We start from the raw sequence: 20296 nt of genomic DNA, 5'->3' as shown, positions 1-20296 counted from the left end.
CTTTAGATTAATCCTTTGTCACGACAATATTCTCTTACGCTTTGTTCAGGAGTTGGCAGCTCGCCGAAAAGTTCTTTTTGCTTTTGCGGATTTGTGCTTATGTAAATACCTTTATCGATCCACTTTATCATTTCAACCATATCTTTAATGTTGTCATTAAAACGTGCGACTAACGGAAGAACAAATTTCAGTACGAATGCAGGGATAACCGGCTCAGTTTTAATTTCTTTTTTAAGAACACTTGAAAATGCTGCTGCCAGTATCTGCTCGTTTACTGGTCTGTCCCAGCCAACATCTATGGAAGTGTTCAATTCTGAATTGGATAAAACAACTGCAGCCAAAGCTGTATATCTGGCCAATTGTGGTGTGTAAATAATTCCATAGCTTCCGCTTAGGAAAGTTGGGAGTATTCCTTTTTTGATTTTATTGATTATAAAATCAGGCGTTTGATCAAGGAATGCACCTGGCCTGAGCGCTATAAAAGGCTGATTTTTCTTTTTAAGATATTGCTCGATCAGGTATTTATTGTGAAAGTGAGGTACCGATCTCGCCTTATCAGATTCAAGAATAGAGATTAGCACAAAACGGGGAATGCCAGCTTCCTTGGTCGCATCAACCAGATTTTGATAACCGATTGTATCTGTTGCTGCACTGTCACTTTTTTTACGACGTGTATAACCTGCTGCGCTGGCAACTATTATATCAAAACCATGCTTAGGCAAAAGAGCCTGCCTTAAAGAGGCCGCATCCATCATATCTCCCACTACAAAATTTTTAACTCCTATTTGGGTAAGTTCACTTCTATTGCTGCTGGCTCTAACCATAGCAGTAACTTCTGCTCCCTGCTGCAGTAGCTCTTTCACAATCTGACTGCCCAAAAATCCTGTTGCACCGGCAACGATAACTTTTTTTGTATTCATTCTTATCTCTTTAAATTATTATTTTACTATTTATTCAACTAAAAGAACAACCTTACCATTCACCCCTCCGGCTGCTAAAAAATCCTGTGCTATTGCTGCGTACTCGAGTTTAAATGTTTTGGAAACTATCGGTAAAAATTTACCTGCCTCTATAAGGTCAATCCCCTGCTTTAAATTTTCCGGTGATATATCCGAAGCTACAAAATAGGCCATCACATTATACTGTCCCGCCAGATCCTGTGATGGCTGTATGGCGATGCTAAGTAGCTTGCCTCCTGGCTTTAAAACCTGAAAAAGCTTTGCCTGAGCATCACCTCCGGCTGTATCTGCTACCAGATCAATATCTTTAGCTACAGTAGCTATATCATTTAATTTATAATCGATCACTTCGTCGGCACCTAATTTTTTTGCCAAAGCCACACCTTCACCTGACGCTGTAGCAATAACATACGCACCGGCAGCTTTTGCCATCTGAACCATGGCGCCGCCAACAGCGCCGCCACCGCCCTGGATTAAAACTTTTTGACCTTTTTCTAATTTACCTTCTAAAAATAGAACAGATTGTGCTGTGCCTATGCTGACACCTATTGAAGCTGCTTCTTCAAAAGACAAATCCTTAGGTTTAAGCAAAACGAAATTCTCGTTCGCAGTCACATATTGCGCATATGAATTTTTCTTTGTAAGGGCGATAACCTCGTCACCTAACTTAAATTTTGTAACGCCCGCGCCAACTGCAGCAATTATTCCTGATGCTTCGCCGCCAGGTACAAAGGGCATTTCAACGGGACGGATCTGCTTCATAAATCCCATGCGTATTTTCATATCTATTGGATTTATACCTACTGCCTTAACCTTGATTAAAACGTCATTTTCACTTTGCATCGAAGGAATTGGAACTTCAACTTGTTCGATCACATCTGAACTTCCATAAGTTCTGTATTGGATTGCTTTCATTATTTTAATTATAAATTGAATAAATAGTGTAGTATTCTTTTTTTTAAAGAATACAATGTGCTGTAGTCAAGATGATTGAGGAAAATATTTTTTCGAAATGGTCAACAAGGCCGCTTTCTGGTTATGAGTGCTATCACCAGAAACTTTATTAATTTTCAGAAGCCTTAAGTAATGTGGATAAATATCTTTCTCATTTTGTCATGCTTAATTACATGGACAAATTTAAAAGCTATTAAATAGGTAAAATAACCGGAAAAGACACAAAAATAGTCCTATCCGACAGTTATAAACTTATAAAAAAGAATTTTTATGAAGTGTATGAAAATTTTTTGGGTGTGATACCATACTGCTTCTCGAACAGTCTGCTGAAGTGGCTAAGATTAGAAAATCCTAGTTCGTAACCAACCTCCGAAACGGAATGTTTTGCCTGTTTTAGCAAAAAAGCAGCTTCTTCCATTCTTGCCTTTTGGTAATAATTATAGATTGTATCTCCAAAGGTCTGCTTAAAGAGTTGTTTAAGTTTAGTTTCGCTCATTGAAGCAATAATAGCTAATTGATTCAAAACAGGCGGTGTGCTGAGGTCTTTCAATATTTCATTGCGAACATTCAGTAGCTTCTCTGCATCATTACTATTTATACTTTTAAAAGTTGTATTCTCCCTAAGTGACAGCTTACTGAAAAGCAGGTACATTAATTCCTGAACCTTAATTTGGACATAGAAATTATTCATAGAGTTATTCATATCAACAGATACAATATTTTTCAAAAGCAATTGCATTTCAGTATCCAGGCTTTCGAAAAAAAGAAATGAAGCATTTTCCGCTGTGATAGTTTTTATTGTGCTATTAGGGTTTTCAATAGATAGAATGGCACGCAGTCTATCAGCAGCAATCGCGACTACGACATATTGAATACTAATGTTGGCTGGAAAATGTATTTTTGTCCTCAGGTCATTTGTAGATAACAGTATAGAAGCATCATTTTTTTGTGAAAATGGTATATTTTCCTCATTCTCATATTTTACTTCAAGATCCTGTTTGGTATTATAAAAGAAAAAAGTGCGCACACTGCTGGTCTCCGGGGAAGGATTTCGCTTGATAATTAAATCTTCCTTCAATGTATAGCGATGTATCGTTAATTTAAAATCGCTTCCAAATTCAATTTTACGCACATAGCCTTCTCCCAATGAATTTGGGATTTCCATGAAATTATCTCTTACAGTACCATTAATATGTTTTGCAAAAAATGTAATAAAATCAAAACCGAAAGCTGTTGTAAATTCGAAGATCATTTCAGTAAAATATATTTAATTACTAAATTACTGCAAAACTGCAATAAAAAGATTTCATAAATCTGTTTTTGTACAATAACTTAAAAAACACCTATACCAATAAGACTAATACAATGCGAAAAGAATGCCATTGTCAATCTATGAAAAATACTGCTGAATAGGACTCTCATTAAACAGATAGTACTTTGAATTGACCAGCTGATTAAGCTTTATGTCACAACTGCCGCTGAGGTGATGAAAATGTTACCGATCTTTCTTATCTAATTGATTTTGCAACCAAATGATAAGAATTTTCAACCATTAACTTTATTTCATCATCTGACATATCCTCATGAAACTTAATACTGATCCAATGCTTATGGCTGAGATTGAATGGCTTGCTAATGGCACTGTAGTTTTCCTTTAATTCTTCAATTTTCGAACTATCACATTTGATCGTGATACTATCAAATGAATCAATATCTAAAAGACAGAAAATTTTGTTTTTTACATAGAATACAAGAATGGATTTTGAATTCCTAAAAAATCCTGCAAAGGGCATTTTTTCTGATGTCTGTTCAAACGATAGACAATAGTCACGAAATTGTTCAATATTCATTTTTAAACATTTTGAATTACCTCCTGATGTGGAATCGTTCAAATCTTGCCTTTCCTTTATTGTAAGCGTAGCCACTACTAGGTCATAAGATTTTCTAACCAGATCTTTAATAAGCGTATCAGGAATTTTACCATTAAACCCCACACTTATCCAATGCTTTTTATTCATATGGTACCCAGGAGTAATCTCCTCATATTTTGCCTGTAGTTCCTGAGATTCCTCAGGGTTACACTTTAAATTGCAAAAGTCAAAAACTTCTATGTTAGCAAACGCAAACCATTTTTCAGCTACAAAGAAGACAAGTATATCCTTGTCGTATTCTGAATTTGAGTTTTTAAAAATAAGTTTGTCATGGGCGCCTTTCAGAGATAGGCAGTATTCTCTAAAATCTTCAACATTCATATTAATTTACTATTTTAATTACAACAGATTACTTGTGTTCATTAACATAACTCCTAAACCATTTTCTAGAAAGGTACAGATTTCATTTCAGAAACCAATCTGAAATGAAATCTATGCTATGATCACGATACAATTTCTTTCTCAGGATCAAATACAATATCCATCGAACGCATAAACGCCAGTGAGAGTGTATTGTTTTCAAATTATTCTCTGAAGTTGGTTAAAAAAACCTCAGTCGAATTCCATTTGTTTATATCGTATTATAATCTGAAAGACATTGTATGACAATCTCCTCAAATCGTCCATAAATCTTATAGAAATTTGTCCTGTTCCTGTCATTTAAGGAGACAACTATTATATAGTTGTGTCTTTTTTTATACACAACTTTCTAGATTTCTCAAGCCTTTACGGCCTAAAATTTTATGGTTCGAAGTCCTGTTAAGGATATAATGTTTTTTTTCTCTTGGTTTGTCGTGATTTTTTGATACTAAATATAGTTAATTCCTAAATAACTTTAGCCTCTTTCTTATCTACCTGAATGTCGTTCTTGGTTTATAAAACTCTTAAACTAGTTTAAGGTTTTTTATTAAAGTATGTTATTGCTCGTATAGTATTTTGAGTGCGAAATTTGCACGATATATATTAAATCAATTTTATGAAAAATTTATTTCTATCGGCAATTATAATTTTCACTGCATCGTTATACGCACAGCAGGCAAAAACGATGCGTTATGCGCTTCAGTCAATTGCCGCACCTCTAAACACCACTCCGTACGGCAACAATGCAACAGCAGGCCATTACATAACATCTGACGATGCAAAGATCTATTATGAAATTTATGGCAACGGAACACCCGTTGTAGTCCTGCATGGAGGAATATTCGGCTCTACCTTTGAAATGTACCATTTCATTGACAGTCTAAGGGTTAATCATCAGGTAATAGCCATTTCTACAAGAGGACATGGAAAATCAGAACTGGGAAACCAGCCTCATACCTATCAGCTAAAAGCAAACGATGCGGCAAATGTATTAAATGCCGTAACAAAAGATAGCGCAACAGTGATAGGTTTTAGCGACGGTGGTTATACAGGTTACATGCTTGCGAGTCTTTATCCTTCAAAAGTCAAAAAATTAGTGGTAATAGGTGCCGGAGAAAGACATCCCGGAGACCAGCCAAATGCTATTACCGTAAAACAGGCTTTAGAACTGGACAAGCCATTTTGGGATCAGCAGCTCGCTCTAATGCCAGATCCTAAAAGACTCCAGGAACTCTTTACTCGCGTTCAGGAAGAATTTAATACCAAACTTGTCGCCGATGAAAAGCTATTCAGCACCATTAAATGTCCCGTATTGGTAATGGTCGGTGATCATGACAATTTTATTACTGTTGAACATGCCGAATATGCTTCTAAATTTATTCCAAAAGGACAGCTGAGTGTCATTCCTGGTGCCGGTCATGCTGCTTTTTTGGAAAAATGGGCCGTAGCATGGCCAACGGTCAACTATTTTTTAAAACATTAATACAGAGTACTAATAAAGATGACAAGTATTTCAAAATATGCTATTGTACTGCTGTTATTTAGCCCATTTATTTTTTTTGGCCAAAAAATCAAGCTTGACCAAAACAATATCAGCGCGGTAGGCAGCTACATTTCCGAAAATAAAATACTGGGCAGTAAAGCCTTAAGGGTAGTTAAAGATTCCACTATAGTTTTAGATGATGAACCTACTTATGCCAGAATCAGGGATCTTGAATTTACTCAGGGAATTATCGAAGTTAAAGTATTAAGCAAAATTTTAAAAAATGCTCCTTCCCACGCACGCGGATTCATTGGCGTAGCTTTTCACATTAATGAGGATGATTCTAAATTTGAAGCTATATATATCAGGCCGGCAAATGCTATGGCAGAGGATCAGCTGCGCAGAAATCGCTCGACACAATACTTTGCTTATCCTGATTTTAAATTTACTGACAGCAGAAAAACTGCTCCAGGAGTTTATGAATCATACCAGGAAATGGAACTTGACAAATGGATATCTATTAAAATCGTAGTGAGGCAGCAACAGGCAAAACTATATTTGGACGGGCGCAAAGAACCTTCTTTGATTGTAAATGATCTTAAATTAGGGAAAGATGCCATAGGTGCCATCGGCCTTTTTGTAGACATAGGAACAGAAGGTTTCTTTAAAGATCTTGTTATAGATAAACAACAATAAGAGATGTCAATAATAAAAAAGTAAGACTAGGTAACAATCTTCTTTCTGATCTTGCTCAGGAACTCAGGAGTAATACCCAGATACGAAGCGATTTGTGTATTGGGAATTCTATTAATCATTGCCGGATATTGCTTTGTGAAACTAACATAGCGCTCCTCTGCCGTAGAACTAATATTCTGCAATATTCGGTTTTGAAAATTGATGTATTTTCGCTCTGTTATAATCCTGAAATTACGATCGAATTTGTGGTAATTGATAAATAAGTACAATAAGTCGTCATGTTCGATTTGAAGTACAATCGAAGGCTCTATTGCCTCTATATACATTCGGCTTGGTTCTTGGGAATAAAAACTGTGCAGATCACTTATCCAATCGTTTTCCGCTGCAAATTGAAGATTATGCTCTTTACCGGCCGGATCTACTGCAAACATTTTAAAACAGCCCGAAATAATAAAAAAGTAATGTCGGCAAACATCACCTTCCTGCAGGATATATCCTTTTCGTCTGATATTTCTTTGCGAAAAAAGCCGAATGACCTCTTCACATTCTTTTTCATTAAGAGCAAAATATCCGTTGAAAAAACGAATTAACTGCTCAATCGGAGATCCTTTATCTGCTAATCCTATATCTGTATTCATTGTATTCTTTAAGTAGTAAATATAAGAAATGTCACTCGTATTTTACAGAATCCAACTAAAAATCATTTACTACTTATTAATAAGAATACTAAAAAAACAAGAGCTTATTTGTTTTTATTTTGGTTAAACCAAACTATAAAGGCGTCAACAGCTTTTTTAATAAACTCTTTGGTTGCGCCTTCTTTAATACTACCGTTTTCTTCAAACGCATCATTAATTTTGGCAAGATAAACTTCTGGCTGCTGCATAACGGGAATGTTCAAAAACACAAGACTTTGTCTTAAATGATGGTTTGCACCAAACCCACCAACAGCTCCCGGAGAATTACTAAAAATCGCCCCCGGCTTCCCGTCCCACACACTTTTACCATACGGGCGTGAGCCTATGTCTAGCGCATTTTTAAGTACAGCCGGCACAGATCTGTTGTACTCTGGTGTAATAAAAATAAATCCGTCAAGCTGCTTTACTTCATTCCTAAATGTTACATAAGCAGGCGGAACTTCATTATTATCATCAAAATCCTGATTATAAACAAGCAATTCATCGAGTCTGATTATCTTGAAATCAAATCCCTCGGGTGCCATATCTTGTACTGCTTTTGCTAATTTTTTTGAAAACGATTCTTTACGCAAACTTCCTGCGATTATACCAATTACTTTGCTCATGATTTCGTGTTTTATATTAATTTTTCGGTCAGTCTGATTTTCAACAGCCTGATTTACTATGTAATTTACAAAAAAATGCCGGTCTCCCGGCAATTTTTCAATTATTATTGCTGCTGTAATTTCCATAAATTTAAATGTTTAATGTTCATAAATCTGGTATACCCTTAAACTATATTAAGAAATACGCTTAACCTCATAAAACGGTTTAAAAAAAAATTGATATGGTATACTGTAGATTTTTTCCTTAAATTGTAACTAAATTTCCGATTAGTATAACCCTTTCTTTTTTTAATCAATGAACTTTGAATTAAAATAAGATTTAGTCATTAACGAATCTTTTAAAACGTAAACAATGAAAAAATTTAGTGTATTAACATTAGTAGCTGTTACTTTATTTATAACGGCATGTAAAAAAAACTCCAATGAGACAACAACGGGCGAAGAGCAACAGGTTGCCGAAAAAAAGGGAGAAGTATTAGCAGTAAATCTTCAAACCTCTAAAGTGGACTGGAAAGCATTTCATAAAGGAGGTTTTGCACCTCGTTGGGGAACACTTGCTATTAAATCAGGTGAAGTTTCGATTGAAGCTAATGAATTAACTGCGGGTGATTTTGTAATTGACATGCAGTCTATTAAAGTAGATCCAGCATCTGTAACTGAAAAAGACAAAAAATATTCAGAATTAGAAGCTCACTTAAAAAGTGCTGACTTTTTTGATGTTGAAAAAAATCCAACTGCTGACTTTAAAATTACTAGTGTGACAGCCCTAGGTGCTCCGGCAAAAGATGCTGTGGAAGGTGCTAATAAAACAGTAAGCGGTAACCTGACTCTTAAAGGCAAAGCGGTGAATGTTACTTTTCCGGCAAAAGTTACCGTAGCGAACGGAACTGCAACTTTACAAGCTAAATTTACTGTAAATCGCACAGACTGGGATATAAAATTTGGAGCTTCTGAAGCGGATCCTGCAGAATGGATGATCAGTAAAGATATCGAGATTGGTATCAATGTAACGGCAGAAAAAAAATAAAAAACAGTTAATTATTATTTTTTAAAAAGGCAACCTAATATTTTAGGTTGCCTTTTTTTATCAACCATTTTTTAATGCTTTACATTACTTCCAGTTCTCTTACATTGTTGAATATGTAGCGATAAATTTTCCAATTTTCATTTTCCTTTTTTAGAACAAAAAAATCGATACTTCTTTTTGGTACAGGCTTTAAATCCGAAATTCGATTTTCTGTGGTAGCAGCAAAAGCTTCTATAAAGGCAAATTGATTCTCTATTGTAATGCTTTCTATTGCGTAGCCAATTTTAAAATCAGTGCGTTTAAGATAGCCATTGCCGGTTTTCCCTAATTGATTAGCACCAATAATCTTCTTCATCCCATCTGGAATAAAAATAGCCTCACGATCAAAAAAATCAGCAATAGCGTTTGTTTCTCCATTATTTAGTACCTGAGTAAAATTGCCCAGAAATGTACTAATTGCTTCTTTTTCTTTTGTGTAATTCATAGCTGCATTTTTCATTACTTCAGCATTTGATCTGAATATTAATATCCCGGTTTTTTATAAAGCTTTTCCATATTTGGCTTTATTTCTTTATCATATACTTGTTGCATCCAAACATCTTCAGCAACTTCACTTATGGCGATAGAAACGGCTGCTTCAGGTTTGCCTGTGTGCTTCATAATTACAGCAGTAATTTCCTGTGCAATTTTTTCTTTTTGTTCCTCAGAAGTTCCTAGGTACATTTTTACATTTACGTGTGGCATGTTATTTTTTATTTAAGGTTTATTATTTTTTTATGCTGATTTTCAAGCAGTAAATTTGTTATACAAAATTGCAACATATCTGCCGTTGCTGCTTATAAACATGTTTAAGAAATATACTTAATTTAGTTTAACAGTAATTCTTAAACTAGTTTAAGATTATCATAGGTGACAATATCTAAATTTATAAAATATTTGCCCGGGTCATCATAGGCGAAGAAGGTCAGTTGGAACATTTTATTGATTTTAAATCCAAGTTAATTGATGCTCCTTTTATTAGTTTTGTATCAAGGGTAAAAATCCACCGCCTGCAACCGCTCCTTAAATAAGGACAAAAGGATATGTGGGTATTAAGGTTTAAAAGTGAATTATTGCAGATTTAACCGAAACTGAACGATAGTTCGAAATCTCATTAGGGATAAAGGATTTTTTCTCTTTCGGTTTATCTTAATTTTTTTAAAATAAGTATCGTAATAATAATGAATAACAAGAATTCATTCTCTAAATTTACAATTACATAATCCAACTCCCTGCAACATGAACAAAGTAATTTCAGAAAATGGTACCTTACTCTTAGGAATAGAAAAATCTGAAATTAATGTATTCAATACCCCTTTACAATTTGGAGAATATACTATCTTATTGATAAGTAAAGGAGAAGGAATTTATCATGTCGATTTTGCATCGTTTGCATTTAAAGCTCCGGCAATATTATTTTCGACACCACAGCAATCAATTTCCATTAGCGAAATCAAACCGGTAAACTACACGACATTACAATTTCACGGTGATTTTTACTGCATTGAATACCATAGAAATGAAGTTGCCTGCAATGGCTTACTATTTAATAATATTTATGCTGAACCCTCCATAAAATTAAGTACCGAACAACATCAATTATATTGTGTGTTAGTTGATCATATTATTGATGAGATTAAACAGCCAACTCCTTCAGAAATTGTATTAAGATCTTATCTTCAATTGATACTGGCCAAATCGAGCAGTCTGAAAATAAATAGTGATAAACAAAATTTTAAAAAAGATGAAAAGATGGACCAGTTTAAAATATTGCTGGAAGAAAATTTCTTAACCCTTCATAAAGCGAGTGATTATGCTACATTACTTTCAATGACTGCAAATAACTTCACGAAACAATGCAATAAACGTTTTAATAAAACGCCCACTCAAATGATTCAGGAAAGATTAATTTTGGAAGCAAAGAAACAACTTCACCTTACCCGATTAAGTATTAAGGAAATTGCTTATGTCCTAAAATTTCAGGATGAATATTATTTCAGTCGGGTATTTAAAAAAAACACAAAAGTTTCTCCTCAAACCTTCAGGAAAACAACTGGTATCTCTATTGTGGCAGATTTGTCTAAGTAATAGCATTTTTTATCCATTTCTTAATTCTTATTTCAGCTCTAAATTTGCCTTGTTAATTATTACTAATATTTAAAAACAAAGCAATGAAAAATTCTCTTTTAAACACAATAGCAAATCTTGATAATCTGGGAAAAAATGCCATACGTGCCAGTATCGTAATCGTTTTTTTATGGATTGGCGGACTTAAATTTTTCACCTATGAAGCTGATGGAATAGTGCCTTTTGTGGCAAACAGTCCTTTTATGTCTTTTTTCTATAACAATCCATCTGATTATAAACAATACAGCAATAAAGAAGGTGAACTGATTACCGAAAATCATCAATGGAACATTCAAAACAATACCTATGTTTTTGCAAATGGCTTAGGAATTTTATTAATTGGTATCGCTTTTCTGGTTGCCATTCATAACTGGGCTCCTCTGGCAAGTATGTTTGGTAGTATACTGGTATTTATTCTTACTCTTGGTACACTTTCATTTTTAGTGACAACCCCTGAAAGCTGGGTACCGCATTTGACAGATCAACAATATGGATTTCCTTATTTATCAGGGCGCGGACGATTAGTGCTTAAAGATATTGTTATACTTGGAGCCTCATTAATTACAATGAGCCAGTCAGCATCACTTTATCTCAAAAGAAAAAATATATAAATTTAAGATTCAAAAAAAACCTTAAAATTATCAATTCAAAAAAGCTATCAATCATTTATAATATAATGACTGGTAGCTTTTTTGATAAACTTATTATATGATTTAAAATTGTTCTTGTCCAGAAAATATAAAATCTTTGTGGCTCATCTTTAGAAAATTTACAACGGAGATAATTTTATTTTTTGAACTTATAAAATTAAGTTTTGATAACTGCCGGCGGACTCCATTCATCTTTTAAAGTTTTTTCTTCAGGCCAATAACACCTTACATATAAAGAAAAAGTGCCTTTTGGAGCAGGAAGCCAATTGTCGATTTTATCACTATCTGGTTTGGAATTTTGCACATACAGCGTTAGTGAGCCATCGGCATTATATTTTAAATTCTTGTTTTTTGTTCCTAAAGAGTAACGTTTGAGCTCATTTGATGCAAAAAAGTGGTGTTCGTCATAAAGGGTAAGTGACCAAAATCCTTTTACAGGTGGGGTTTGTCCTTTTGCAAAAGTAATGGTGTATTTATTAGCACCTGATAATTTAGTTCTTGTGGAATCAAAATCCTGATAAAAATATTTAGATTCAATTGATCTGTTTACAAATATGTTTGATTTGGCACACGCAGTTCTAGTTAAATAATCGGTTCCAAACTGCGCTCCATTTTTTTGTGTGGTCCAATTAAATTTCACCGGATATCCTACATTTTCAAATTGAAACAAAGGTTTTATGAGATTTTTTTCAGAATCTATTGCTGATTGTCTTGCAATTGCCTTTAGCTTAGGATCTTTGTTAATGGCATCCAAAAATGATTGTACTTGAGCGTACCAAACTTCTTCGCCTTTAAGCGGAGGAACTTCTTTTAAAACAGTTGAAAGCTGGTCAAAAAATAGTTCTGGTTTTACCCATTGTGTTTCTTGTTTTGCTACTACTTTATCAGCTGGAGTTTTAGGCAATTTTGAGTAATCTACTTTTTTCATTTTTCCATCGAAATCTGCTAATGGATAAACATTTATCTGACTAATCAAAGGCTGAATAGCTTTTTTATCGCTTGGATCATCAGATTGGAAAGCACGCGGAATCACTACATTAAATGTAGTTGTTGATTTAAATACAGCGTTGATTCCATCAGGAACCTTACCTTTCCAGTCGCTGCTCGTTAACAGATAAAATCCCGGCTTACTACCGTACATTTTTCCAAGTTTAGCAAAACCTTCTGTGCGCTGATCACAAACCTGATAAACCCAAAAACGATCTCCAAAATCAGGCACCTGCACAATAACAGCGTCTTTAGTTAAATCTAATGGTGCCAGTCCGTAAACAACATCCTGATTAGGACATGCAACCTCTCTTTCTTCGGCATCAACGTAATCGGTAAGCATTGCAATATGGTTAATTGAAGAAAGAGGAAGTATTCCCTTACCTAGCACCGGATAGGGTACTTTTTCAAACATCAATTTACGATTATGCATATTAACCATTGGCCATGCCCATAAATAAATATTAGCTGATAATGTTTTAATATATTCTGGCGTCATATTGGTATTGGGTATCGGCCCTGAAATAATTTCCGTTTTAACAGAATCACTTTCTTTTACAACAGCTGTGTCGTTCTCTTTGACCTCTTTTTTACAGGAGGAAATCAGGCTAATCACTATAAATGTCAATGTGCTAAATGTAAATATTTTCTTTTTCATCTTTTTTGATTTTTTATTTTATGATAAACTTATAAAGGGCTTGTTATTCAAGGTTTACAGGAGTTTCTGTCTTTTTTATTTTATGAAAATTGTTTCTTAAATAAATTTACCCAATTGATTGACAAGGATAGATTTATAGCTTAACAAATACGTTTCATTTTATAAAATGAAACCAAACAGAGGACAAAAAGAAATTTCATTTTAACTTAATTGATGTTTTTAATAATACTCTAGTATTAATAATTGGAAACGACAAGCTATCCAAACCAAATTTATAAAGTCAATGAAAGACAGATACTAAATGTGTGAGTTTGACTCGTTTTGCTTTTATTTTCTTTTTTAGAATCAAACAACAAGATGCAAATACTTTTTTTACACCAAAAATATATCTTCAAAATTGACCTTTTTTCTGTTGTTTTAAATAAGCTAATACCCTGATTAATATCTCACTAAAAATCAATAAAATAATATAACATTTACTATATTAGTACTATAACTTCAAAACACCCCTCTAGATATGTATCCTATAAAACGAAAATTATTGGTCATGGCAATTTTACTGAGTTCATTTTATGGAATGACTCAAAAAACAATTCTCATCAACGATGTTGAAATTTTTAATGGTAAGGATGAAAAAACAACTAAGGGAAATATTTTGATTGTTAATAATCTGATTAGTAAAATTTCTACATCACCAATACCAACTGATAAAAGCACAAATACTACTATTATTGATGGCAAAGGAAAATTCTTAATGCCAGGCCTTATTGATGCCCATACGCATATCATGATGGAATCGATGGGTGTTATGGAATTGATGAATAGTGATATAGAATACATTACTGCAAATGCTATTAAATCTGCAGAAAAAGACCTAATGCAGGGCTTTACAACTTTCAGAGATCTTGCCGGTCCTGCCGGAGGATTACAAAAGGCTATTGACAGAGGCTTAATAATTGGTCCACGTATTTATCCTTCAGGCGCTATGATTTCCCAAACCGGAGGTCATGGAGACTTTCTAACTCCTAATGCTGTTCCAAGAGATTTGGCGGCAAGCCTTGATTTTACAGAACGTAATAATTTCGGTGTTATAGCAGACGGTGCAGACCAAGTCCTGAAACGTGTGCGGGAACAACTTCGCCTTGGTGCCACACAAATAAAATTAGCGGCTGGTGGTGGCGTTTCTTCAACTTATGATCCTTTAGATGTATCTCAATTTACAGAAGCAGAAATGAAAGCTGCAGTTGACGCAGCAGAAAACTGGGGTACGTATGTCACCGTTCACGCCTATACACCAAGAGCCATACAAACTGCTTTACGTGCAGGAGTGCGTTGTATAGATCATGCTCAACTTATTGATGATACAACAGCAAAAATGTTAGCAGATAAAAAGGCATGGTTAAGTCTGCAACCTTTTATAGATGACGGCAAAAGCCTTTATGCTGATGGTTCACCAAACCGTATAAAACAACAAACTATGATGAGCGGTACTGATAAAGCCTACAATTTTGCAAAAAAATATAATATTAAAACTGCCTTTGGAACGGATTGTCTTTTTGAGCCTGAGCATTCGGCAAAAAGAGCAGGAGATCTTGTAAAGTTGTTACGCTGGTACAAGCCTTATGAAATATTAAAAATGGCTACATCTACAAATGCAGAATTACTTGCCATGAGCGGACCACGCAATCCCTATCCTAACAAATTGGGTGTTATAGAAGAAGGTGCTTATGCCGACCTTTTATTAGTAGATGGAAATCCTATGCTAAATTTAAGTATAATGGAAGATTATGACAAAATATTATTGTTGATTATAAAAGATGGAATCACTTATAAAAATATACTTGACAAATAATATCCAGGATCATAAGGTTTACGAAAAAAAACATTCTTTAATTATTATTGAATAAACTTAACATGACCTTTATGGAACTGCCTTAAAATTTGCCACAAAAAGTTAAGATGGTTTCTTTTAATTCAAATAGATTGTTTAATAACTTTTTCTTGTAATCAATAACTTTATGAACTTCGTAACATGATCAACAAAACATTAGACTATTACTAACAATACTTTAGAGTAGAATTAATTACAAATTATAATGATCAACTTAAGTTTAATAATATTAATCGTATTTTCGCTTGGTAGAAAATACTTCGTTATTAAATATGCAACCCTCCCAATAGCAGGAACGTTAGCGCCAATCAATCAAATAGACTAAAAAGTAACAGATATTCTAATATTAGTAAATGCACGACCAATTATTGAACCTGATAAGTACTAAAATTGTACTTACTGACCCGGACAAAGAACTATGTAAAAAGTATTTTGAACCAGTATTATTTCCTAAAAATCGGATTATTGAAGAAGAGGGTAAAGTCCCTAAATATCTTTACTTTGTCCTGTCGGGTTTTATGAGACTGTTTTATTACAATAATTTAGGAGATGAAGTTACCACCCATATCAACTGTCCGCCAGGTTTTTTTACTTCTTATACCAATTTTATCAACCAGACAAAATCTAATGAAAATGTAGAATGTATTACTGAATGTGAACTTTTGAGAATTGCAAAAACTGACTTGGATTTTCTTCTTCAAAGTAGTGCGTCATTTAAAGATTTTAGTATGTGGGTGTTTGAGCAATCCCTTACATACAACGAAAACCGCTCAAAAGATTTAGCAACCTTAACGGCAGAAGAGCGTTATAAAAAGTTGGTTGAGAATTATCCTGAAATTATACACAATGTTCCTCTTCAATACATTGCTTCGTTTTTAGGAATGAACCCAAAAAGTTTGAGCAGAATCAGGAAGCAAATGATTAGGTAACATTTGCGAAGCATTTTAAAAAAATCATATCCCAATTTTGTGCCATAATAAAAACAAATAAAATGGCACAGAAAAATTTAGCATTGGTTACAGGAGCAAATGGGCATCTTGGCAACAACTTGGTAAGATTGCTTATCAGCAAAGGTATTCCGGTAAGAGCTTCGGTTCGCAACATCAAAAATAAAGAACCTTTTACGGGCTTAAATTGTGAAGTCGTACAATCTGATATTTCCGATAAACAGTCCTTAGTAAACGCTTTACAAGGTGTAGAAACATTTTACGCAGTTGGAGCAGTCTTTAAACTTTGGGCCAAAGACCCCAAAAAAGAAATTTATGATGTCAATATTCAAGGTACCAAAAATATTGTTGAAGCCGCAGCAGAAGCAGGTGTAAAACGAATTGTGTACGTAAGTTCTATTGCAGCTTTAAACTATTCCAAGCTTCCTACTAAAGAGAGTTACGGACAAAATCCTGACCGTAGGGATATGTACTACAATTCAAAAAATGATGGCGAAAAACTAGCTTTTGAATTGTCCCGAAAGCACAATATAGAATTGGTTGCCGTTTTACCATCTGCAATGATTGGCAGCACCGCTTTCAAACCTTTAAGTGTTTCTTATAATATTATTTCTTTGATTCTCGAAAAGCAAATACCCGTTGAAACAAACATCACTTTAGATTGGATTGATGTAAAAGATGTTGCTCAAGGTTGTTATTTAGCAGCAACAAAAGGAAAAAACGGCGAACGTTATATCCTGGCAAATGAAAAATGCACTTCTATAAAAGAGACAACACAAATTGCACAGGAGTTATTTCCAGACTTGAAAATAAAACTTCCTATGGCAGTTCCAAAACCAATATTATTTACCATTGCCTGGTTTATGGAAATTGGCAGTAAGATAAATGGAAAAGCTCCCTTATTGAGCATCAAAGATATCGCCATGTTTTCAGGACTTCAACAAAACTTCGACATCACAAAAGCGAGAACTGAATTGGGTTTTCATCCCAAAAACACAATACAAGCAGTCAAAGAAGCAATGTTGTACTTACAAGAAAACCAACAGCATTCAAACCTATAAGAACACTATGTAATTAGCATCGGTTTTGTGCAAGTTGAGCCTAGATAATAAATTAAACTTTCGTAGTTTTATACCGTTTTTGCACTAAAATTTATAAGGCAATTCTAATTCCTTAACTGGATAAAGTCAAAAAATGTTAGTATATAACCTGATAAAATCAAAATCTTAGTAAGTAATCTTCTGGTTAAGAATCTATATTTTTAACCAGAAGTACTTAAAAAAGTATTTCAAATTTAATTTATAAACGATAAAACATGATACCTTTTAATGAAATTTTACTTTTCTCACTAGCCGCATTTGTACTGGTCATTAGCCCAGGTCCAAATATGCTTTATTTGATTTCACGTTCCATTACACAGGGAAAAAAAGCAGGTATAATATCGCTTGCCGGAGTAATTTGTGGTTTTTTATTTCACATTACTATGGTTTCTTTTGGTCTGACAGCTATTCTTTTTGCCGTACCAATAGCTTATACCATTCTAAAAACAATTGGAGTTGTTTATCTTTTGTATTTAGCGTTTCAAGCCATAAAACCAAATAGTAAGGGAATTTTTGAAACCCCGAATAATTTATCACCAGATAAACCAGGCAAATTATTCAGAATCGGTTTTCTAACCAATGTTTTGAATCCAAAAGTTGCCGTTTTTTATTTATCCTTTTTTCCGCAATTCATAAAACCTGAATATGGTTCTATTTTTACTCAAAGTATTCAATTAGGTATTACTCAAATCATAGTGAGTTTTAGTGTTAATTTTATAATCGTTTTAACGGCATCAAAAGTTTCCGTTTTCTTTTCAAATAATCCGGTTTGGGTAAAAATACAAAAATGGTTTATGGCTGGAGTTTTGACCGCTTTGGCAATTAAAATGTCGCTTACAAAAGCCCAATAAATAAGTTGAAACAATTTATATCTTTTTTACTAAAGGTCTCTGTCTGCATAATTTTCTTAACCCATATCAGTCAAATTTTATATAATTAAACTATTGAGTTAAAATACTAAATGATAGTAGGATAATATAAACTGATTTGTTTTAAGAAGTCTTCTATAAGGTATTGAAATGTATTATCCTTTGTCAAAATCAATAGCTTAATTACATATTTATGTACCTTAGCTCAGGCAAAGAAATATTTTAGCAACACTTTTACATACTGTTATATGAAAGCGCTTTTAAAACAAAATATCGCTAAACATATTTCTCTTTCAGAAAATGAAATAGAAAATTTTTGCAATTTATTTGAGCAAAAGTTAATCCCTAAAAAAAACTTTTTACTCAGAGAAGGTGAGATTTGTAAATTTGAAGGTTTTGTTACCAAAGGGCTTTTTCGGGTTTATCATATTGATAAAAATGGTTTTGAGCAAATACTCTATTTTGCTATTGAAAATTGGTGGATTACTGATATTGACAGTTTTACTAATGAAGTGCCATCACAACTTTTTATAGAAGCTCTCGAAGACAGCGAAGTACTTGTAATTTCTAAAAAAGATAAGGAGTTTGCTTATGCCAACTTACCTGAAATCGAAAAGCTATTTCGGGTAATGACACAAAAAACGCACGTTGCACTTCAACGAAGAATGATAGATAACCTTAGTAAAACAGCAGAATCCCGTTATATCGAATTTATAGAAAAATACCCACACCTTATTCAACGACTTTCTAACATACAAATAGCTGCTTATTTGGGCATTACCAATGTTTTCCTGAGTAATATTCGAAAGAAAATTGCTGTTAAAAAATAAGATTTCCCTTTATTTATTAAACTAGTTTAATGTTTTAAGATCTCATTTCGTTTCATCTTTGCAGTGTTAATTTAAACCAACACAAGAAATGAAACACACTATCTCAAGAGTATTTATAACAATTTTAATTTTATTGAATATGGAATCACAAGCACAAAGTTTCAAAACAATTGAAACTAAAGATTTAAAACTTCAGGTTTACAACGCATCAGAAAATAGCTTTGGTGTAGCATCGGTAATTGTATCGGGAAAAACAGATGCGATTTTAATTGACGCGCAATTTACTTTGGCGGATGCCGAAAAAGTAGCGCAGGAGATTAAAGCAAGCGGTAAAAAATTAACTACCATTTTTGTTTCTCACGCAGATCCTGATTACTATTTTGGATTGGAGATATTTAAAAAATATTTCCCGGATGTAGTTGCTTATGCATCACCTGCTTCTGTAGAAGCAATTAAGGCTACAGCGCAAAAAAAATTAGACGTTTGGGGCGAACGATTAGGTAAAGCAATTACGTCAAATGTTGTTTTGCCGCAGGTTTTAAAGGGAAACAGCATTGAATTGGAAGGTCAGAAATTAGAAATCATTGGTTTGGAAGATTTTCCAAATAAAACTTTTGTATGGATTCCTTCTATCAAAACAGTTGTAGGCGGAATTAATATTTTTGGAACTAGTTTCCATCTTTGGATGGCTGATGCTCAAACTACAGAAGCCCGTAAAAACTGGATTGCCGTTTTAGATAAAATCTCGGCTTTGAAACCTGAAATTGTAATTCCGGCTCATGCTAATTCTAATTCTCCATTTGATATCGCTGCTGTAAATCACACGAAAAGTTATATTCAATTCTACGAAGAAGCTTTGAAAACCAACAAAACATCAGAAGCTTTGATTACGGCTTTGAAAACAAAATATCCAACACTTACTTTTGAAACTGCCCTAATGATTGGTGCAAAAGTGAATACTGGAGAAATGAAATGGTAAAATCAATCATTTACAGCCTGACGATACTCTTTGTATTGTCAGGCTGTTCTTTAAATAAAAAGACAATGACAAATCTTGAAATAGTTAAAAGCACTTACGAAGGAAAAACTTCGGAAGAGAATGGTCAAAATTTGGCTAAATATGTTGCCAAAGATATTTCGTGGACAGAAGCTAAAGGTTTTCCCTATGCAGGAACTTATATTGGTTTAGAAAATATAAAGAAAAATGTCTTTAACCGATTAGGAAGCGAATGGATTGATTACAAATTTACTCCCGAAGATTATGTTGCCAGCGATGATAAAGTAGTTGCTTACGGAACTTACACAGGCACTTATAAAATCACAGGCAAATCAATCAATGCCAGAGTGGCTCACCTTTGGAAATTGAAAGACCGAAAAATTATCAGTTTCGAACAGTTTGTAGATAGCCAAACTGTAAATGATGCTGTGAAATAAAGCCCTATTTTTAGCTTTAAATATAGAAACCGTTGATGAATGTCAACGGTT

21 protein-coding genes are annotated in these 20296 nt (G+C 33.8%); 12 read left to right on the top strand and 9 right to left on the bottom strand.

Going from position 1 to position 20296, the window contains the following annotated elements; genetic code table 11:
* Positions 1-2: 2 nt before the first annotated feature.
* The 4 genes from LNP81_RS17975 to LNP81_RS17960 all read right to left on the bottom strand — a co-directional run bounded on the left by LNP81_RS17975 (position 3) and on the right by LNP81_RS17960 (position 4165).
* Positions 3-920, bottom strand: a complete 918-nt coding sequence (locus tag LNP81_RS17975) for an NAD(P)H-binding protein (protein ID WP_230038260.1) — start codon at positions 918-920, stop codon at positions 3-5.
* A 30-nt stretch (positions 921-950) separates the two neighbouring features.
* Positions 951-1874: an NADP-dependent oxidoreductase gene (locus LNP81_RS17970; RefSeq protein ID WP_230038258.1), complete on the bottom strand. Its 924-nt coding sequence runs from the start codon at positions 1872-1874 to the stop codon at positions 951-953.
* Between the two features lie 307 nt (positions 1875-2181).
* Positions 2182-3078: a helix-turn-helix domain-containing protein gene (locus LNP81_RS17965; protein ID WP_230038256.1), complete on the bottom strand. Its 897-nt coding sequence runs from the start codon at positions 3076-3078 to the stop codon at positions 2182-2184.
* A gap of 343 nt (positions 3079-3421) precedes the next feature.
* Complete coding sequence (locus LNP81_RS17960) at positions 3422-4165, bottom strand: MmcQ/YjbR family DNA-binding protein (protein WP_230038255.1); 744 nt, start codon at positions 4163-4165, stop codon at positions 3422-3424.
* Positions 4166-4820: 655 nt separating this feature from the next.
* On the opposite strand from LNP81_RS17960, the gene LNP81_RS17955 reads away from it, so the two are divergent.
* Together LNP81_RS17955 and LNP81_RS17950 are read left to right on the top strand one after the other, a co-directional pair.
* Positions 4821-5687, top strand: a complete 867-nt coding sequence (locus tag LNP81_RS17955) for an alpha/beta fold hydrolase (protein WP_346432740.1) — start codon at positions 4821-4823, stop codon at positions 5685-5687.
* A gap of 18 nt (positions 5688-5705) precedes the next feature.
* On the top strand, positions 5706-6383 hold the full coding sequence (locus LNP81_RS17950; RefSeq protein ID WP_230038251.1) for a hypothetical protein: 678 nt from the start codon (positions 5706-5708) through the stop codon (positions 6381-6383).
* A gap of 26 nt (positions 6384-6409) precedes the next feature.
* Here LNP81_RS17950 and LNP81_RS17945 read toward each other — a convergent pair whose 3' ends face one another.
* Both LNP81_RS17945 and LNP81_RS17940 read right to left on the bottom strand, forming a co-directional pair.
* Positions 6410-7021, bottom strand: a complete 612-nt coding sequence (locus LNP81_RS17945; RefSeq protein WP_230038249.1) for a Crp/Fnr family transcriptional regulator — start codon at positions 7019-7021, stop codon at positions 6410-6412.
* A gap of 104 nt (positions 7022-7125) precedes the next feature.
* Positions 7126-7812: an NADPH-dependent FMN reductase gene (locus tag LNP81_RS17940; RefSeq protein WP_230038247.1), complete on the bottom strand. Its 687-nt coding sequence runs from the start codon at positions 7810-7812 to the stop codon at positions 7126-7128.
* A 226-nt stretch (positions 7813-8038) separates the two neighbouring features.
* Between LNP81_RS17940 and LNP81_RS17935 the strand changes: the two genes are divergently transcribed.
* Positions 8039-8713, top strand: coding sequence for a YceI family protein (locus LNP81_RS17935; protein WP_230038245.1), 675 nt, complete (start codon positions 8039-8041; stop codon positions 8711-8713).
* 79 nt (positions 8714-8792) lie between these two features.
* Here the strand turns inward: LNP81_RS17935 and LNP81_RS17930 are convergent, their stop codons facing one another.
* Together LNP81_RS17930 and LNP81_RS17925 are read right to left on the bottom strand one after the other, a co-directional pair.
* A complete protein-coding gene (locus tag LNP81_RS17930) occupies positions 8793-9212 on the bottom strand; it encodes a nuclear transport factor 2 family protein (RefSeq protein ID WP_230038244.1) in 420 nt (139 codons plus the stop codon).
* A gap of 23 nt (positions 9213-9235) precedes the next feature.
* Positions 9236-9457: a tautomerase family protein gene (locus LNP81_RS17925; RefSeq protein WP_230038242.1), complete on the bottom strand. Its 222-nt coding sequence runs from the start codon at positions 9455-9457 to the stop codon at positions 9236-9238.
* Positions 9458-9991: 534 nt separating this feature from the next.
* Here LNP81_RS17925 and LNP81_RS17920 point away from each other — a divergent pair.
* Both LNP81_RS17920 and LNP81_RS17915 read left to right on the top strand, forming a co-directional pair.
* Complete coding sequence (locus LNP81_RS17920; protein ID WP_230038240.1) at positions 9992-10840, top strand: helix-turn-helix domain-containing protein; 849 nt, start codon at positions 9992-9994, stop codon at positions 10838-10840.
* Positions 10841-10923: 83 nt separating this feature from the next.
* Positions 10924-11490 carry a DUF417 family protein gene (locus LNP81_RS17915; protein WP_230038239.1) on the top strand — a complete coding sequence of 189 codons (567 nt, stop codon included), beginning with the start codon at positions 10924-10926 and terminating at the stop codon, positions 11488-11490.
* Positions 11491-11686: 196 nt separating this feature from the next.
* On the opposite strand, the gene LNP81_RS17910 is transcribed toward LNP81_RS17915, so the two are convergent.
* Positions 11687-13174, bottom strand: coding sequence for a DUF1254 domain-containing protein (locus tag LNP81_RS17910; protein WP_230038237.1), 1488 nt, complete (start codon positions 13172-13174; stop codon positions 11687-11689).
* Positions 13175-13721: 547 nt separating this feature from the next.
* On the opposite strand from LNP81_RS17910, the gene LNP81_RS17905 reads away from it, so the two are divergent.
* The 7 genes from LNP81_RS17905 to LNP81_RS17875 all read left to right on the top strand — a co-directional run bounded on the left by LNP81_RS17905 (position 13722) and on the right by LNP81_RS17875 (position 20245).
* Positions 13722-15026: a metal-dependent hydrolase family protein gene (locus LNP81_RS17905; protein WP_230038235.1), complete on the top strand. Its 1305-nt coding sequence runs from the start codon at positions 13722-13724 to the stop codon at positions 15024-15026.
* Positions 15027-15418: 392 nt separating this feature from the next.
* Complete coding sequence (locus tag LNP81_RS17900; protein ID WP_230038233.1) at positions 15419-15994, top strand: Crp/Fnr family transcriptional regulator; 576 nt, start codon at positions 15419-15421, stop codon at positions 15992-15994.
* 62 nt (positions 15995-16056) lie between these two features.
* On the top strand, positions 16057-17073 hold the full coding sequence (locus LNP81_RS17895; protein WP_230038231.1) for an NAD-dependent epimerase/dehydratase family protein: 1017 nt from the start codon (positions 16057-16059) through the stop codon (positions 17071-17073).
* A gap of 254 nt (positions 17074-17327) precedes the next feature.
* A complete protein-coding gene (locus tag LNP81_RS17890; RefSeq protein WP_230038229.1) occupies positions 17328-17963 on the top strand; it encodes a LysE family translocator in 636 nt (211 codons plus the stop codon).
* 266 nt (positions 17964-18229) lie between these two features.
* Positions 18230-18811 carry a Crp/Fnr family transcriptional regulator gene (locus LNP81_RS17885; RefSeq protein WP_230038227.1) on the top strand — a complete coding sequence of 194 codons (582 nt, stop codon included), beginning with the start codon at positions 18230-18232 and terminating at the stop codon, positions 18809-18811.
* Positions 18812-18899: 88 nt separating this feature from the next.
* Entirely contained in the window at positions 18900-19790 is an 891-nt protein-coding gene (locus tag LNP81_RS17880; protein ID WP_230038225.1) for an MBL fold metallo-hydrolase, read from the top strand.
* Positions 19791-19855: 65 nt separating this feature from the next.
* Positions 19856-20245, top strand: coding sequence for a nuclear transport factor 2 family protein (locus LNP81_RS17875; protein WP_230038223.1), 390 nt, complete (start codon positions 19856-19858; stop codon positions 20243-20245).
* Positions 20246-20296: the final 51 nt, after the last annotated feature.

The organism is Flavobacterium piscisymbiosum (genome assembly GCF_020905295.1).
GTDB classification, from domain to species: domain Bacteria; phylum Bacteroidota; class Bacteroidia; order Flavobacteriales; family Flavobacteriaceae; genus Flavobacterium; species Flavobacterium piscisymbiosum.
The sequence above is the reverse complement of the archived record's forward strand: the minus strand, read 5'-3'. Positions and strand labels throughout refer to the sequence as shown.

What these genes read in the sequence shown, in the direction of transcription:
- LNP81_RS17875 (WP_230038223.1), top strand. Translation starts at nt 19,856, where the DNA reads ATGACAAATCTTGAAATAGTTAAAAGCACTTACGAAGGAAAAACTTCG.
- LNP81_RS17900 (WP_230038233.1), top strand. Translation starts at nt 15,419, where the DNA reads ATGCACGACCAATTATTGAACCTGATAAGTACTAAAATTGTACTTACT.
- LNP81_RS17915 (WP_230038239.1), top strand. Translation starts at nt 10,924, where the DNA reads ATGAAAAATTCTCTTTTAAACACAATAGCAAATCTTGATAATCTGGGA.
- LNP81_RS17950 (WP_230038251.1), top strand. Translation starts at nt 5,706, where the DNA reads ATGACAAGTATTTCAAAATATGCTATTGTACTGCTGTTATTTAGCCCA.
- LNP81_RS17975 (WP_230038260.1), bottom strand. Translation starts at nt 920, where the DNA reads ATGAATACAAAAAAAGTTATCGTTGCCGGTGCAACAGGATTTTTGGGC.
- LNP81_RS17910 (WP_230038237.1), bottom strand. Translation starts at nt 13,174, where the DNA reads ATGAAAAAGAAAATATTTACATTTAGCACATTGACATTTATAGTGATT.
- LNP81_RS17945 (WP_230038249.1), bottom strand. Translation starts at nt 7,021, where the DNA reads ATGAATACAGATATAGGATTAGCAGATAAAGGATCTCCGATTGAGCAG.
- LNP81_RS17955 (WP_346432740.1), top strand. Translation starts at nt 4,821, where the DNA reads ATGAAAAATTTATTTCTATCGGCAATTATAATTTTCACTGCATCGTTA.
- LNP81_RS17890 (WP_230038229.1), top strand. Translation starts at nt 17,328, where the DNA reads ATGATACCTTTTAATGAAATTTTACTTTTCTCACTAGCCGCATTTGTA.
- LNP81_RS17930 (WP_230038244.1), bottom strand. Translation starts at nt 9,212, where the DNA reads ATGAAAAATGCAGCTATGAATTACACAAAAGAAAAAGAAGCAATTAGT.
- LNP81_RS17920 (WP_230038240.1), top strand. Translation starts at nt 9,992, where the DNA reads ATGAACAAAGTAATTTCAGAAAATGGTACCTTACTCTTAGGAATAGAA.
- LNP81_RS17960 (WP_230038255.1), bottom strand. Translation starts at nt 4,165, where the DNA reads ATGAATGTTGAAGATTTTAGAGAATACTGCCTATCTCTGAAAGGCGCC.
- LNP81_RS17885 (WP_230038227.1), top strand. Translation starts at nt 18,230, where the DNA reads ATGAAAGCGCTTTTAAAACAAAATATCGCTAAACATATTTCTCTTTCA.
- LNP81_RS17895 (WP_230038231.1), top strand. Translation starts at nt 16,057, where the DNA reads ATGGCACAGAAAAATTTAGCATTGGTTACAGGAGCAAATGGGCATCTT.
- LNP81_RS17905 (WP_230038235.1), top strand. Translation starts at nt 13,722, where the DNA reads ATGGCAATTTTACTGAGTTCATTTTATGGAATGACTCAAAAAACAATT.
- LNP81_RS17970 (WP_230038258.1), bottom strand. Translation starts at nt 1,874, where the DNA reads ATGAAAGCAATCCAATACAGAACTTATGGAAGTTCAGATGTGATCGAA.
- LNP81_RS17935 (WP_230038245.1), top strand. Translation starts at nt 8,039, where the DNA reads ATGAAAAAATTTAGTGTATTAACATTAGTAGCTGTTACTTTATTTATA.
- LNP81_RS17880 (WP_230038225.1), top strand. Translation starts at nt 18,900, where the DNA reads ATGAAACACACTATCTCAAGAGTATTTATAACAATTTTAATTTTATTG.
- LNP81_RS17940 (WP_230038247.1), bottom strand. Translation starts at nt 7,812, where the DNA reads ATGGAAATTACAGCAGCAATAATAATTGAAAAATTGCCGGGAGACCGG.
- LNP81_RS17965 (WP_230038256.1), bottom strand. Translation starts at nt 3,078, where the DNA reads ATGGAAATCCCAAATTCATTGGGAGAAGGCTATGTGCGTAAAATTGAA.
- LNP81_RS17925 (WP_230038242.1), bottom strand. Translation starts at nt 9,457, where the DNA reads ATGCCACACGTAAATGTAAAAATGTACCTAGGAACTTCTGAGGAACAA.